11 protein-coding genes are annotated in these 15,920 nt (G+C 37.5%); 8 read left to right on the forward strand and 3 right to left on the reverse strand.

The window, feature by feature from the left end; all coding sequences use genetic code 11:
- Positions 1 to 32: 32 nt before the first annotated feature.
- Complete coding sequence (locus tag IEW45_RS09155; protein WP_188620945.1) at positions 33 to 563, reverse strand: DUF4269 domain-containing protein; 531 nt, start codon at positions 561 to 563, stop codon at positions 33 to 35.
- Between the two features lie 136 nt (positions 564 to 699).
- Between IEW45_RS09155 and IEW45_RS09160 the strand changes: the two genes are divergently transcribed.
- Both IEW45_RS09160 and IEW45_RS09165 read left to right on the forward strand, forming a co-directional pair.
- On the forward strand, positions 700 to 1,206 hold the full coding sequence (locus IEW45_RS09160; RefSeq protein WP_188620946.1) for a hypothetical protein: 507 nt from the start codon (positions 700 to 702) through the stop codon (positions 1,204 to 1,206).
- A 221-nt stretch (positions 1,207 to 1,427) separates the two neighbouring features.
- Positions 1,428 to 3,350: a hypothetical protein gene (locus tag IEW45_RS09165; RefSeq protein ID WP_188620947.1), complete on the forward strand. Its 1,923-nt coding sequence runs from the start codon at positions 1,428 to 1,430 to the stop codon at positions 3,348 to 3,350.
- A gap of 61 nt (positions 3,351 to 3,411) precedes the next feature.
- Here IEW45_RS09165 and IEW45_RS09170 read toward each other — a convergent pair whose 3' ends face one another.
- Positions 3,412 to 4,170 carry a helix-turn-helix domain-containing protein gene (locus IEW45_RS09170; protein WP_188620948.1) on the reverse strand — a complete coding sequence of 253 codons (759 nt, stop codon included), beginning with the start codon at positions 4,168 to 4,170 and terminating at the stop codon, positions 3,412 to 3,414.
- 207 nt (positions 4,171 to 4,377) lie between these two features.
- Here IEW45_RS09170 and IEW45_RS09175 point away from each other — a divergent pair, with 207 nt between their 5' ends.
- The 6 genes from IEW45_RS09175 to IEW45_RS09200 all read left to right on the forward strand — a co-directional run bounded on the left by IEW45_RS09175 (position 4,378) and on the right by IEW45_RS09200 (position 13,677).
- Positions 4,378 to 4,773, forward strand: a complete 396-nt coding sequence (locus IEW45_RS09175) for a type III secretion system chaperone family protein (protein ID WP_188620949.1) — start codon at positions 4,378 to 4,380, stop codon at positions 4,771 to 4,773.
- 4 nt (positions 4,774 to 4,777) lie between these two features.
- Positions 4,778 to 5,488, forward strand: coding sequence for a PspA/IM30 family protein (locus IEW45_RS09180; protein ID WP_188621139.1), 711 nt, complete (start codon positions 4,778 to 4,780; stop codon positions 5,486 to 5,488).
- Between the two features lie 15 nt (positions 5,489 to 5,503).
- Positions 5,504 to 6,157 carry an OB-fold-containig protein gene (locus IEW45_RS09185; RefSeq protein WP_188620950.1) on the forward strand — a complete coding sequence of 218 codons (654 nt, stop codon included), beginning with the start codon at positions 5,504 to 5,506 and terminating at the stop codon, positions 6,155 to 6,157.
- A 161-nt stretch (positions 6,158 to 6,318) separates the two neighbouring features.
- Entirely contained in the window at positions 6,319 to 8,352 is a 2,034-nt protein-coding gene (locus IEW45_RS09190) for a flotillin family protein (protein WP_373283182.1), read from the forward strand.
- An 88-nt stretch (positions 8,353 to 8,440) separates the two neighbouring features.
- On the forward strand, positions 8,441 to 8,770 hold the full coding sequence (locus IEW45_RS09195; RefSeq protein WP_188620952.1) for a peptidase associated/transthyretin-like domain-containing protein: 330 nt from the start codon (positions 8,441 to 8,443) through the stop codon (positions 8,768 to 8,770).
- Positions 8,771 to 8,823: 53 nt separating this feature from the next.
- On the forward strand, positions 8,824 to 13,677 hold the full coding sequence (locus IEW45_RS09200) for a DNA repair ATPase (RefSeq protein WP_188620953.1): 4,854 nt from the start codon (positions 8,824 to 8,826) through the stop codon (positions 13,675 to 13,677).
- A 53-nt stretch (positions 13,678 to 13,730) separates the two neighbouring features.
- On the opposite strand, the gene IEW45_RS09205 is transcribed toward IEW45_RS09200, so the two are convergent.
- Positions 13,731 to 15,902: a M12 family metallo-peptidase gene (locus IEW45_RS09205; RefSeq protein WP_188620954.1), complete on the reverse strand. Its 2,172-nt coding sequence runs from the start codon at positions 15,900 to 15,902 to the stop codon at positions 13,731 to 13,733.
- Positions 15,903 to 15,920 lie beyond the last annotated feature (18 nt).

A 15,920-nucleotide genomic window follows, 5' to 3' on the forward strand; every position in this document is an offset into this window, starting at 1 on the left:
TTTGTAGTTATTAGTGTTTGGTTAATGAGTTGTTAAAGGCTATAATTTAAAAGAGCATAATATGGATTACCTCTAAGCTCCAGTAATTTGGCAAAAGCGGGCTCGGTTTTATACCCTTCTTTTTTTAAAGCTATTATTTGCTGCCTAAATTGCTCACCTTCTTTTTCTAATATCTGATACTCAATAAGCATGTGCCTGTAAGCATTTTGTTCTTCCGATTTTCTGTTTTGTCCAAATATCTCAATTTCAAAATCATCAAATATAAAATTGCATACTACCGTTTTATAATTAGGGTCAATATCTTCAGCTTCTCTTATTGTAAAACCTTTATAGTCGCTAAACTCTTTTTTTAATGTTGCTGTAAAAACAGCAACGTCATTAAAACAACATATTATATCAAGGTCACTATTATCAATATCTATTGCAATTGGTATTGTTCCGGCAAGTAGCGGGCTGAAATCAGTGAGCTTTTCCCAAACACCATATTTAGTTAGTATCCTGTAGGCTTCTTGCTGCTTTTTATTACCTTGTTTAAGATAACTTATTGTTTTAAAATGATTCATTTCGCCCTGTTTGTGCATAAAAATAAAGAAATTACCCATACATAGGTATTTTTTGCTATTACCTATACGCTTAATTTTGTCAATGTTAAATAGTTAGAATATACAACTATATACAAACCAACCAATCTATTTTATTATGAAAAACCATCTATTCTTAAAGGTGCTGGTTCTTTTTGTCATGAGTGTGACTTTTACAGCTTGTTCCGGTGATGATGGTGTAGAAGACAGATATACAGGTGTTCCTAAAGGTAAAATAGCTCCTGTTGCAGATCGACATAAACTCCTTACCGGCTATCCTGAAGTCGAAAATGGAAGTATAGATGAAGGGAGCCAAGTATGGTGGGTAATAGAGAAAAGTATTGTAGACTACTACTGTGGCGAAGAATCTGAAAAAATAGATAATGCACAGGAGAATTTTTATTATGCATTTAAAAATGATGGTGTAATATATTACAAAGAGGGAGTGAACGGAACGGAATACTCTCACTTTCAATGGGAGTGGAAAGATGCTGATAAAAATGCTATAATGGTAAGCGGAGAAGAGTTTGAACTTCGTGAATTAAATGCAAACAGTGTAGTATATGCTAGTTATCAGGAAGCAGAAGACTGTTATGCAATTATATGGGAACAATTTAGAAAATAGTTAATATTTGTGTTGTGCTTTAGTTTAAGCGAAAAAGGTGCTTTTCGTTAAAACAAGAGTTAGTGTAGGAGGAGGGGTTGCTGGAGAGTAACCCCTTGTTTTTTTAATATGCCAAACATGTAAAAAATTGAACTTTAGTTTTTTAGTGTAGAAAAAGATTGTTAGAGCAGAATATTATTATATTTTTATAAAATTATATTATAACCAAAAAAATCTTACAAATGAAGTTTTTGAAATTTTCGCTGGTATTGTTAATATTTACTGCTGCCGGTTTTTTTTACAGTTGTTCTAAAGATGACAGCCCTTCTACAGAAGAAGAGGGAGAAGTAGTAACTCCTTCCGAAGTATACCAAAGTCAGGTAGTAAGCATAGAAATGCCAAATGCAGTGCCTGAACAGCAATATACAGGAACACTAGGCGGAAATGCCATACAACTGGTACGTTCCGGTGAAAATGTAGTAATGTTCAAAGTACCTGTAACATTATTAGGCGAAACACATTTAGTAGTAGCTGATTTAGGGCTCGATTTGCCTTATAATGTGAACGAAACAGTACTTACAGCAACACCGGAGCAAGAGTTAGCTCCACTCTTTACTGATGTAGCAGATTTTTCTGAATCTATAAGTAACGAGCAAAGTGAAGAAGCAGATATTGTAAACCAATATATAGACTCTTTTAATGCTTACTACAATACGCTTACAGATGCAGAGAAAGAACAATTAGCAATTAGTTACAAAGCTAATAGCGAATTGTTTAATGGTATTGTAGCAGGAGACCTTACTGCTGGTCGCCCAATGGATATTAATTTCAATATTGATACTCAGCTATTAAAACATAAACTGGCAGTACTTGCATTTGGAGGCGGAGTTGCTTTTGTAGTATTAGCCCCAGATCCTCTTGAAAAGTCATTAGGAGCTTTGGTAGCGGTAATTGCCTGGAAAAAATCTAAAGACTATCTAACAGAGTTTATGAGCGCGAAGCTTAAAAAGTTAAATGTGCTTTTTCAAAGTGTAGCAGGTGATCTTGACAGAGGAAACATGGAGAACTTAACATTTACAAGCGGTGAGCAAGAAAGTTTTTCTTTTGATGTGCAAGGGCGTGATATTGCATCGGGCGATGAAGGTTCATCAACAGGCGGGCTTACTACTTTCTTTAATTCTCACGGTATTTTTACAGGAGCAGTAACACAGCTTAATAACGCTATTGAGTTTGTTAATGATAACTTATTCTTTTCAAACATTAGCCTTATTCCGGTATATACTATGCCAAGTAACCAACCAACTGAAGTTCTTGATGGGGATAGCGCATTTTTCGATGCCATGCAATTATCAGTAGCTCATAGTAATGTAACAATGAGTGATGTAAGCTTCTCTAATGGAGCCATAAGTATGAAACTTACTATTGATGACCCTGATGCTGTAAACGGCGACTCGTTAGAAACAACTATAGACTATGCTTACCAAGACGAGTTAAATAGCTTTAGTGGTAGTTTTCCTATAGAGATATTTAAAGAGGAGCAATTTAACTATGAATTGAGGATAGGCAACTATAATCCTGACTATGATTTGATAGAAACACAAATGACGCTTCAGCAAGGAGATGCGGTAACATTTGGTAATTATACTAAGCAAATGGTAAGTTTATTGCTGGATGGAGAGCCTGTAGCTGTAGGTGGTAATGCATTACCTTGGACATCGGTAACATTTGGAGATGTACCTGTTTCTGCTGAGCCTGTTATTATGAATGATTATACTTTTTCAGTATATGATGCTACAAACCAAAGATCGGTAAACTTTACGCTCGACCTTACTTTAACAAATAATGGTTATGCTACCTTAGTAGGAGCAACTGTTACGATAAATAATTACTTAGATGTAACTTTTCATGCGAATGGTACATATACGAGTGTATATGAAGATGGTTCTACCGGACCTTCCAACTCATATACTTGGCTACCTACGGGAGCTTATGGATGGACTGACTGTACCCCCTATGGTGGAGAAATTTTAGATGATATGGTTGCCGGAGGAGTACATGCGCCGGGAATAGCCGCAAATTATGTAAGTATACTCGAAAACGGTACATTCTCAGCAAATAGTACTTATGCTTGTGAAGGTTTTAGTGGTTATATTTCTATAGAATAAATGATTATTATAGATAGAGTTATAAAAAACGGGCTGCTTTTTAAGCAGCCCGTTTTTCTTGCTAAGAAGTTTTTTGGCGCAATGCAGCTATAGCATTTTCCAGTTGTGCTAAACGTTGCTCCGTTGCGTTTTCAGAAGCAGGCACAGTATAGCGAAATATATGTACTACACTCCAAACCCCTTTTATATCTTTACTATTTACTGTTATAGGCTCTACACCGGGATGGTTAGCATTTAAAACCACTTTGCTGTTTTGGTAGCTTACTTTTCTAAAATATAAATCATCCTTAGTGGTTATAATAGCAAGCTGCCCGTTTATTCGTTCAATATCAGTTAGTGGTGTCTGTTTGCCTATAACAATATCTTTAGGTAAAAAACCTGCTGCCCCGCCCGACATGGTAAGGTCGCTAACCACAAAAGCCAGCTTATCTTTCCCTGTTACGTTAGGGAGATAAATATTATTCAAATCAACTTTGCTAATATTATTAGTATTGTTGAAATCTTTAATAAAAACCTCTTTCTTGTCTTCAGTTATGTAAGGTATTCCTTCTAATTTTTGGCTAGTATCGTTAGCAGGATTGGTAGTTAAAGCATCATTAAAGCGTAAAAGCTGGTTAACGGTAAGCTCTTTTGTTACCAGTTGTTCCAGTCCTATGCTAAAATGATTAGCAATTTTTATAATGGTTTCCAGCTTAGGGTTACTCCTGTCTTCTTCATAAGCACCAAGCGTAGCGCGCTTTAAATCAAATAGTTCTGCAAATTCCTGCTGACTCATTCCGTGTACGCTGCGTATCTTTTTTAAATTCTTACCAAACACCATAATAAATTATTTTGCTAATAATATTTGCAAATTAAAATAATTTCTGTAAATTTGTACTAACATTATTAGCAAATATAAGAATAATGCTAATATATTGAGCCGTTTTAGGTTAAAAAGTTTGCTTTTGCTGTTAAAAACTATTTAGGTTGATACTTGTAAAGGCACGAAAAAAGACCGAGTTTTATAAAATTATTTAATACCTGTACCATGAAAGACTATTTTGCAGTGGTTAAAAGTTACCTGAATGAACTCGAGCTGGAAGTTAAACATGAAAGCAAGGAAGATGGTGTTTTCATAGTAAGCAGCGAGCAGGATGGTATTGTTAACCTTATTATTTGTGTAGCGTACCCTATTGTTATTTTTGAACAGTACCTTTTTGAGGTTAAGCCCGATGCTTATCCGGTATTCAAAGAGCTGTTGCAAAAAAACCGGGATATAATACACGGTGCTTTTGTTCTTGATGATACAGGCAGAAAAGTAATTTTCAGAGATTCACTTCAAATAGAGAACTTAGACCAAAACGAATTCGGAGCAACATTAAATTCGCTCAGCTTGTTGCTGAATGAGTATTCGGAACAGATTATTAACTTTTCAAAACATTAGAATGATGAAATTTTTAAGAAGACTATTCAAAATCGGGCAGGCTGAGATGCACAGTGCAATAGATGGTATAGAGGACCCGATAAAAATGACAGAGCAAGGTATAAGAGATATGAAGCAGGATTTAGAGAAAAGCCTTGAAGCACTGGCACAAGTAAAAGCCATGAGCATACGTGCTAAAAACGAAATGGAAGATTACAGCAATAAAGCTGAAGACTATAATGAAAAAGCAATGCTATTGCTTAAAAAAGCCCAAAAGGGTGATATGCCTGCGGAAGATGCTGACAGACTTGCAACAGAAGCACTGCTTAAAAAAGAAGAAGCACTGGCAGGTAAAACACGTGCAGAGGGCGATAAGGAAAAGTTTGACCAGAATGTGCTGCAAATGGAAGGTAATGTACAAACCATTAAGCAGAATATTAACAAGTGGGAAAACGAACTTAAAATACTTCGCTCTCGTGTTAAAGTTGCTGATGCAACCAAGAACCTTAACAAGCAAATGGCTAATATAGACAGTAATGGTACTATATCGCTTTTAGAACGTATGAAAGAAAAAGTAATACAGGAAGAAGCACTTGCCGAAGCTTATGGAGATATAGCCGATTCAACAAAATCTGTAGATGCTGAAATAGATAGTGCTATAGATGTAAAAAAGTCTAAAGCAACTAGCGAGCTGGAAAAGCTTAAAGAACAAATGGGAATTACCCCAAAAGAATAATAACACAAACCAACCATGCAGGAATTACTGGAAGTTTCTTTTTCGCCTGTTAATGCATTTTTTACTGTAATGTCCATTATTTTGGTCATATACTGGGTGCTGGTAATTATTGCCGGACTTGATCCTGACCATTTTAGTGTAGATTTTGATGCCGCCGATGTAGATGCTGATTTTGACAATGATGTTACCGGAGGAGAAAATGCAGCACAGGGAAGCAGCTTTATGCGGATACTGGAGTATTTTAATTTTGATGAACTTCCGCTTATGTTCATTGTTACTATTATGTTCTTTAGTATGTGGCTTATAGGGGTAAACATTACCTACTATTTGGGTGTAGAAAGTACGTTTTTAGGATTCCTGTTAATTATACCAAACTTAATTTTCAGCCTTTTTGTGGTAAAACTGATAAGTAAGCCTTTAGGGTATTTGTACCGTAAAGTAAACCACAAAGGCGAACCTGAAATTGATTTTTTAGGACGCAGATGTACCATAGTGTCTTCATTAGGAGAAAACAGAACCGGTATGGTAGAGCTCACCGTAAACGGAGATCCTATAAAAATTTATGCGCGCAGTAATACAGAAGATACATTGGTTGCAGGACAACAGGCAGTTATAGTTGCTGAAAGCAGCGACAAAAAATACTACCTGGTTGAAAAATTTGATTATTAACAAATCTTAAAAATCCAACTACCATGATATCATTATTTATATTTATTGTCGAGGTTTTTGCAAACCTCGTGCAAACCATTGTTGAAAGTATTTTGTAAACCAATTAATTTATAACCAACCAATAATTTAAAAAAATGTTAGGAGATTCTTTGCTTGTTACCATGATAGCTATAATTGTTGTAGTTATCGGACTTTTGGTATGGATTATTTCCATGTACAAAAAAACCATACAGGGTAAGGTAATAGTACGTACCGGTAGCGGTGGTACTAAAGTGTTTTTCAATGCCGGCCTTATAGTACCCGTACTGCACAAAATGGAGATTATGGATATCTCCGTAAAAAAACTCGATGTAGAACGTACAGGCGTTAACGGGCTTATCTGTAAGGATAACATCCGTGCGGATATAAAAGTTACGTTCTTCATCAAGATTAATAAATCTACTTCCGATATTATTAATGTAGCACAGACTATCGGTTGCGAAAGAGCATCAGAAATTGATGTATTAAGACAGTTGTTCGACGCCAAGTTCTCGGAAGCCTTAAAAACAGTAGGTAAAAAATTCGATTTCATCGAGTTATACGAAGCCCGAAGTGAATTCCGTGAAGAGATTATATCAATCATCGGTACCGACCTTAACGGCTACATTTTGGACGACTGTGCAATAGATGACTTGGAACAGACATCGTTAAGCCACCTGAAAGCAGACAATATTCTTGACTCTGAAGGTATCAAGAAAATTACTGAGCTTACGGCTGCACAAAACATGAAATCGAACCTTATCCGCAGGGATGAGGAGAAAACCATTCGTAAGCAGGATGTTGAAGCGCGTGAAGCCATTTTAGCGTTAGACCGTCAGTTAGCCGAGAAAGAAGAAATACAAAAGCGTGAAATAGCTAACATTAAAGCCCGTGAAGAGGCAGAAATAGCTAAAGTAAACGAAGAAGAAAGATTAAAAAGCGAAACGGCACGCATTAATACCAGCGAGAAAGTACTGGTTGCCGAAGAAAACAAAGACAGGCTTGTTATAGTAGCCGCTAAAAACAAAGAGCGTACTGCTGCTGTAGAAACCGAGAGAGTAGAAAAAGACCGTGCGTTAGAGCAAACCGAAAGAGAGCGTATAGTAACGCTTGCTCAGATTGAGAAAGAAAAAGCGGTTGAGGTAGAACGTAAAGATATTCAGAATGTAATCCGCGACAGGGTAATGCTGGAAAAAGGTGTTGTTCAGGAGCAGGAAAACATGAAAGATATTGAGGCATTTAAAGAAGCCGACAGACAGAAAAAAGTAGCTGTTACATTAGCTGAAAAGGAAAGTGAAGAACTTTACATTAAGCGCATTAAAGCTGCTGAGGCTGAAAAAGAAGCCATGAAGCAAAAAGCAGAAGAAATCAACATTGATGCTGCTGCAAGAATGGCTGCCAGCGAAAAAGAAGCGGAAGCACGTAAAATATTGGCAGATGCCAAAGCTAAAGAAGATGCTACTTTAGGATTATCTGAAGCACAGGTAATGCACGCTAAAGCTGATGCCAGCGAAAGACAAGGTATTGTTGATGCTGTTATTATTGAGAAGAAAGCCCTTGCGGAAGCAGCAGGTCTTAAAGCAAGAGCAGAAGCCGAGAGAGAGTTCGGACTTTCTGAAGCAAATGTTATTAAAGAGAAAGCAACAGCAGAGGCTAGCGGTATAGAAGAAAAAGCAGAGGCAATGAAGAAACTTGATGGTGTAGGTAAAGAACACGAAGAGTTTAAACTACGCCTTAACAAAGAACTTCAGGTAGACCTTGCGCAAATTAACATCCAAAAAGATATTGCCGATGCTCAGGCTAGCGTAATAGGCGAAGCACTTAAAGCCGCTAAGATTGATATTGTGGGTGGCGAAACCATGTTCTTCGACCAGATTGTTAACCAGATAACCAGAGCGAAAGGCTTTGACAGATTAATAGACCACTCTGAAAACGCAACGGAGATTAAAGATGCTATTTTAGGTGACGGCGGAGAAAATGGTGAAAACCTGTTAGACCGTGTAAAAGGTTTTGCTGATAAGTATGGTATCTCATCAGAAGATATTAAAAACTTTACCGTAGCAGGTTTATTAATGGAACTGCAAAAACGCAGTGATGATTCAGAAGAGAAAGGATTATTCTCTAACCTGTTACTGATGGCTAAAAACATGGGGCTGTCAGGTAAAAAACTGGGGTAACCGAAGTTTAGTTGATTTTTTTAAATAATGCCTTCGGTGCGTTACAGCACCGGAGGTTTCTTTTCCTTTCAAATTAGCTATATAGTCTATGAAAAAGATGCTATTATTAAACGGGCTGTTATTCTTGTTTGTTTCTTGCGATTGTCATCAAATTATAAGAGGAACTGTAATTGACAAGGAAACGAATAAACCATTAGAAAATATACTGGTATATAAAAAGAGTGATAAGGAGTATACAAGAATACTTACTGATTCTTTAGGCATTTTTGAACTATCAGATGTTTCAGGTGGGCTATGGGGATGTCCACCAATGGAAATTGTAATAGAAGGAGAAGGGTATTTGAAAAAAGAAGGTGAAATACCAGCCGGCGGAGAAAAAACCATTGAACTGGAAGTTGACAAGAATAGTAAGCAGTAAGGTTTTTTTATCTGCTATAATTCTCAATCTTAATTAAAAAACCACACCATACCATGAGTAAACTGGAAGGCGGTACCTATGAAATTATACAAAGCCGTTTGCAAACCCAGAAGAACGACCTTTTGGGCAGGCTTCAAAAACTAAATGAAGCGCGAAAGGAAGTATTTGGTAGTGTTGAAACGAAGCTGATAGCCAATAACAGGATAATAACCCAAAACAACTGTATTCCTGCCGATGTAGTTTCTATAGGCAATACATGCATACTGGGCTATAATGTACACTTCGGGTTACGTACCGATATAAAAACCGAAGATGTATTTAGTATCTATACTTTTAAAGACGGTAATTTCCATCAGGAAAGCCTGGACTTTATAAATGATGAAACATTTCAAACCGATTTTTTTAACTTATATAAATATTACAGGGACACCAGTTTCCGTAAGTTTTTTATAGCAGGCAATTACCTGCACATGGTTTTCCAAATCAGCGACAGGTTGTCGGATATCAAGACCTTTAAATGGCTGATAAAAGAAAATACCCTAACCTATATAGACAACAGGAGTGACAGCGAATATAAATTCCCGCGCCAGCACGATTTCCGTTGGCAGGAAGCCACCCGCGATATGCAGCGTTACGGTAAGCACCCGCACGTGTCTATATTGGATAAAGTATTTGTAGAAACCGTAGGCGGAACGCTTACCATAAAAATAGAAGATAACACCGCCACAGGCAAAGGTATTTATGATGAGGAAGTAATCCACCCCGACCAGACGCTGGATGATGGTAATTTCCAGTATGCCGATTTAGGTAACCTTATTGCCTTGCGTATAAAACCCTTTCAGGAAGAGCCACGCTATTTTATATACAACCACAAATTACAGGAGGTTCGTAAAATAGACAGTTTAGAGACTTCGGCTATACTATTACCGGACGACCACGGGCTGATATTCTCTAACGGGTATTACCTGCAAACAGGCGAGTATAAAATATTTGAAAACAGCTTAGAGAACCTGCTGTTTGAGGAGCGTATTGCTTCGCCAAACGGGGAGGACTTTATGTATGTTTTCTACGAAGAGCAATACGGGCAGTATGTATTAATGTCCTACAACCTTATTACCCGTCAGGTAATGACGCCTATAATCTGTAATGGATTTACCATTTTGCAAAATGGCGAATTGTGTTATTTCCGTGCAGAAGACGAAGCGACTAAAAACCACTTGGTGCAAATATGGCAAACGCCATTTGTGCAGGGCGATATTATGCCGTCGCAACATCAGGACAGTTACATTTACAAAATAGGGAATAAGGATATTGTAAAAGCTATGGCAGACTGTCAGGCTATTATTACCCTTTTAAATAAAGATGATGATTATGAGGGATTGTATGCTGACCTTACAAGATTATCGCAAAATATTCTTGATGGTTATTACTGGATAACCAACGAGGAAACATTTGAATTAGACCATCCGCTAACCGAAATAAAGAAGACGGCAAATGCTGCTATAGACGAATTTGAAAAAGTTGTGCAGCTCCGTCAGAACGCAAAAAAAATAACCGATGAGGTACGGCAAAAAGCAGAGGCACTATTTATTCAGATAAAAAGTTCACCTCTTAATGATATTGATGTTTTTGTAGCCGACCTTGCCGGATTGCGTTCATTGCGAGGACAGGTAATCAGCCTGCGCGAAGTGCGTTATGTTGACCCTGAATTTATTGATGCACTGGAAGCCGAGATAGTAGAACATACCGAGGTTATTTCGCAAAACTGTGTAGTATTCCTTATGGATGATAAGGCACTATCGCCCTATCATGCCCGAGTAGAAGAAAAGAAAGGTGAAATAGAAGGTGTTACTACCGTAGCCGAAGGGAAAGCATTACAGGAAGAGGTAGGTAAAATTACCGCCGACCTTGAGATGCTGATAGACATAGTATCGAACCTTAAAATTGAGGATACATCTAAGTCTACCCACATCATTAATAATATCTCGTTAATTTTTGCCACCCTCAACAGGGTTAAGGCAGATATTAAAAACAAGATAAAATCTTTAGGCAGTAAAGAGGCAAAAGCTGATTTTGCAGCCCAAATAAAACTGATAGACCAAAGTATTGTAAATGCTTTAGACAGAGCCACCACTCCTGAAAAAACGGAGGAACTGCTGAATAAAATATCCGTGCAACTGGAAGACCTTGAAGCCCGCTTTGCCGATTATGAGGAGTTTACCAACTCCATCATGGAGAAACGCGAAGAGGTTTACAGTGCATTTGAAGCGAAGAAAAATGCTTTAGTTGAAAGCCGTAACAAAAAAGCAGTAGCTATAGAAAAGGCATCGCAACGAATACTGAAAAACGTTGCTGCTAAAGCGCTTACTTTTGATTCGGTTGAAGATATAAATGGTTATTTTGCTTCTGATTTAATGATTGCCAAACTGCGTGATTTAGTAAAGCAATTAATTGAACTGGATGATACCGGTAAAGCAGAAGCTATTGAAACGGAATTGAAATCGGCTCGTGAGGATGCTTTACGCAAGCTGAAAGACAAACAGGAGTTGTATGAGGATGGCGAAAACATCATTCGTTTAGGTACGCATAAGTTTGCCGTAAATAAACAACCGCTTGATTTGACCATAGTGTACAGAAACGGTAACTTAAACTATCACTTAACAGGAACCGATTTTTATCAGGAACTGGAAAGTGAAACCATGTTAGCCTCTAAAAAATACTGGAGTCAGGAACTGGTTTCTGAAAATGATACAATATACAGAGGTGCCTACCTAGCTTATAAAATATTCAGGAATAATAAGCCTGAGGAGCTTTTTAATAAAGAAGATGAAGCCCTAAAGGCGATAGTAGCGGAAGAAATTTCTAAAAACTATACCGAAGGTTATGTAAAAGGTGTTCACGATGCTGATGCGTTTAAAATACTGAAAATGCTTGTTGCAAAACATCATAATTTAGGATTGTTACGCTATACGCCGGCTACCCGTGCTATTGCACAATTCTTTTGGTACAGTCTGGAAGATGAAACCCGACAGGTGCTTAATAACAAAATAAAAGCATCGGGCAGTGTGCTGGCAATATTCCCGAACAGTAAAGAGTTCGATTATATTGTAGCGGAACTGCGAACTAAAATAAAAGCCTATTTAGAAACTATAACTTTTGATAGGGACTTAAGTATAAATACAAAAGAAGCTGCAACTTATTTGTTTGAGGAGCTTAGGAGTAACGATGCCTTTACAGTAAGCCACATGGCAACAAAACTGGCAGAAAGTTTCTTTAAAATGCTGGAGCAGAAAGATGCTGCTGTTACCTTCCGCCAAAATATAGACCACGCCGCGGATAAAAACAGCAGTATACTACTGGCAGAGCAATGGGTAGCATCTTACTTGACTGAAACAGGTCAACAGCAATACAATCAGTATTTGTATGAAATTACTGCATTGCTACTATACAGACACGAATCGGCAGAAAAAGTAAATGCTATAGAGCCTGATGAGGTTATAACAGGCTTGGCAGGCTCGCACGAAACTATTGAGGATGGAAAATATAACTTCCATTACCATACGTTTGTAAACCGGCTGAATAATTACTTTGAGAATGAAGTTCCTGCTTTTGAAACGTTCCGTGAGGAACGCCACAAGCTTACACAGCAACTCAAAGAAGATTTAAGGCTGAATGAGTTTATGCCGAAGGTACTAACATCGTTTGTACGTAATAAGCTGATAGACCAGGTTTATTTACCGTTATTCGGGGAAAACCTTGCCAAGCAGTTGGGGAGTGCGGGTGAAAACCGCCGAACTGACCGTTCGGGGATGTTGTTACTGGTATCGCCACCGGGTTATGGTAAAACTACCCTTATGGAATACCTTGCTAACAGACTCGGGCTTGTATTTATGAAAATAAACGGTCCTGCCATTGGGCATGATATTACTTCGGTTGACCCGTCATCGGCTACTAATGCAGCAGCGCGAGAGGAGTTAAAGAAGCTGAACCTTGCTTTAGAAATGGGTAATAACGTAATGCTTTACCTTGATGATATACAGCATTGCAGCCCTGAGTTATTGCAAAAGTTTATTTCGCTTGCCGATGGTACGCGTAAAATAGAAGGGGTGTATAACGGGCAGCCTAAAACCTACGACATGAAATCGAAAAAGTTTTGTGTAGTAATGGCGGGTAACCCTTATACCGAAACAGGAGAGAAATTCCGCATACCGGATATGCTTGCTAACCGTGCCGATATATACAACTTGGGTGATGTAATAGGTAACAAGGCTGATTTATTTGAGTTGAGCCTTATTGAAAATGCTTTAACAGCAAACCCTATACTGGCGAGTTTGATGTCTAAAAATGCGGATGATTTATATCCGTTAATAAAAATGGCGGAGACAGGTCAGCGTGATGGTTTCGAACTGAAAGGTAATCACAGCAAACAAGAAATAGAAACCTATGTAAACCTGCTGGATAAAGTAATAAAAGTGCGCAATGTAGTACTTAAAGCCAATGCCGCTTACATTGCCTCGGCAGCTATGGAAGATGCTTACCGTACTGAACCGCCGTTCAGGTTACAGGGTTCGTATCGTGATATGAACAAACTGGTAGCGAAAATAGTTCCTGTAATGAATAATGATGAGATTAGCACATTGCTGCTTTCACATTACCAAAATGAGACTCAAACGCTTACCAGTGCTGCGGAAGCCAACCTGCTTAAGTATAAAGAAATGACAGGTACGCTTACCGAAGAAGAACAAAAACGCTGGACAGCGATTAAAGAAACCTTTGTGAAGAACAACAAATTAAAAGGTTTTGGTAATCGGGATGATATGGCGCAAATGCTTTCGCAGGTTATGGAGTTTACCGAGCATATTGAGGGTATAAAGGAAATACTGCGAAGAGGTATTGAAAAGCAATAAAATAAAAAGCAGCGTTATTAACGCTGCTTTTTTATTTAAATAATGTTACTTAATTACTGTTTTACGACTCTAAAGTTAGTTTCTTTAATATTGTTAGTTGCTTTAAAAAAGTAAACTCCGTTAGCTAAAGCAGAAATATCAATAGCTGCTTGCGTTGCATTTACCTTTCTGGTAAATAATAATTGCCCTGAAACAGCATATACTTTTACTTCTGTAATTTCTTCACCTGCACTAATGTTTATAACGCTGTTAGTAGGGTTGGGGTAATAGCTGAAATTACTAAAAGAGTTTTCGTTTAATCTGTTAGCAGGAGCATCTACACATTCTACATAAGCTACCCAGCCTTCATCAGTTTCTGTATCATCAGAAGAAAAAACAAAAGTTAATGAACCATCTTCTGCTGTAGAAGTAAACTCATTAGTAATAAAAGCCCCTGTAAAGTTTCCTATTAACGGTGCAGATGTATCTGCTCCGTCATAAACTGTTAAGTAGTCGTAGCCGTTTTCTAAACTAAAAGATACGAATTCAACCTTTATTATTTTATTTTCTTCCGATGGAGTGAAAGTACGGGTAATGTTTTGATTGTTACTATAGTTTTGTCCGTCAATATTTGTATCCATATAGTAATACCCTGTACACCAATCGGCATCTGTAACAAACATTATTTCCTGTATTTGAGAAGTTCCCTGCTCACATACATTACGTACTTTAAAAGTATAATATGTATTAGGCTCAAGCCCCGTAATATTTACATTAGGCGTGTTTACTTCTGTCCACGTTCCTTCTGACGGTGTGTTAACCGGACCAACAGTAACTTCCCATGCATTAGTTTCGCCACTATCACTCCATTCAATAGAGAAGTTTTCTATTGAATTATCCACTATTCCTAAATCAATTATTGTAGTATCACATAGTCCGCTTTCACATTCTGATGCAAGACAGCCCGAATTGTTTACAACATCTCTTATTAACTGTGCAGGTTGTTCGCCAAAACCGTTTGCAAGATTAATCTGTACATTGGTCAAGTGGCAGTAACTCATTATCGTTCCTCCGTTAGAAGGTATTGGAGGAGTACTGCAACTTCCCTCTACATCATAACAGCCATCTATAGCAGTATTATTCCCATTCCAGGCACAAGCATGTGTATGCGGAGAACCTAACTGGTGTCCTATTTCGTGTGCAGAAGCCTGAACACTCCATGAATATAATGGCACTTCTTGCAGGTAAGCGTCATTCACATCTACATAACTACCGTTATAAGGTGCACTGCAAACGCCGTTTAACGGAGCTAAGCCGCCCAATCCGCCTTCATCTTCTGCTAAAAGCTGACCAAGGTCGCCATCAAAAGGGTTTGATTGAGAGTGTTCTAAAAAGTCATAAAGATAATCTTCCGAGTCTACACCTGAATAAGGATCCGGAGTAGTCCATATAAAGAATGATTTCAAGGATATGTCAATACCATCATTATAATACAGTGTTTGTATGTTATTAAATAAAGTGGTAAGCCAGTTAGCAGTAACATCTTCACTTCCCAGGTTTTCTATAAACATGTCATAATCTACCTCGTAGTATATACCCACACATTTTAAAGTTTCGGTACTTTGCTGGCTTAACGCTGATTTTTTTCCAAACTTTTGCGCTTTAATCTCTTCATCTATTTCATCGGCTGATGAACAAATAAAAGGATTGTCTACATTTAATTCATTATCGGAATAAATAATGTATTCTGAAAAATTGTTACGTTTAGCTAGTTTGCCTACTACAATGTTTTTATGTTCCTGATTAGAAATTATACCTGACATTTCTTTTTCAAAGAAACTGAATGATGCCAAAGAGTTATTATCATTTTTTATAATACCACGATAGTAAACACCATGTTTGTAGGCGTAGTCTTTTTCTTTATCAGTATCCATATGGAAACCATTAGCAAAAATATTTACTTTATAAAGGTTTATAGTAATATCATTACCTTGGTAAGGAATGGTTAGGGCAATAGTTTCCGGTTTGGTTTTGTATATAGTTTCTAAGATATTATTGTTGATTGTAGCATAGGTTTCGTTATCTACAATATCATAATCTTTACTACCTTCTGTAACGGTTAAAGGACTAAAGTTTTTAAAAGAAACACCGGAGTTGTTTAGTTCCTGAATTTTAGCAGCTACACGTTTTTGGGCATAGAAAGGCACTGTAACCAAAAGTGCCATAATTAGTAAAATCTTTTTCATAGCTTGAGTTTTAAGGTT

The sequence above is a fragment of the Flavobacterium suaedae genome (assembly GCF_014642915.1).
Classification (GTDB): domain Bacteria; phylum Bacteroidota; class Bacteroidia; order Flavobacteriales; family Flavobacteriaceae; genus Flavobacterium; species Flavobacterium suaedae.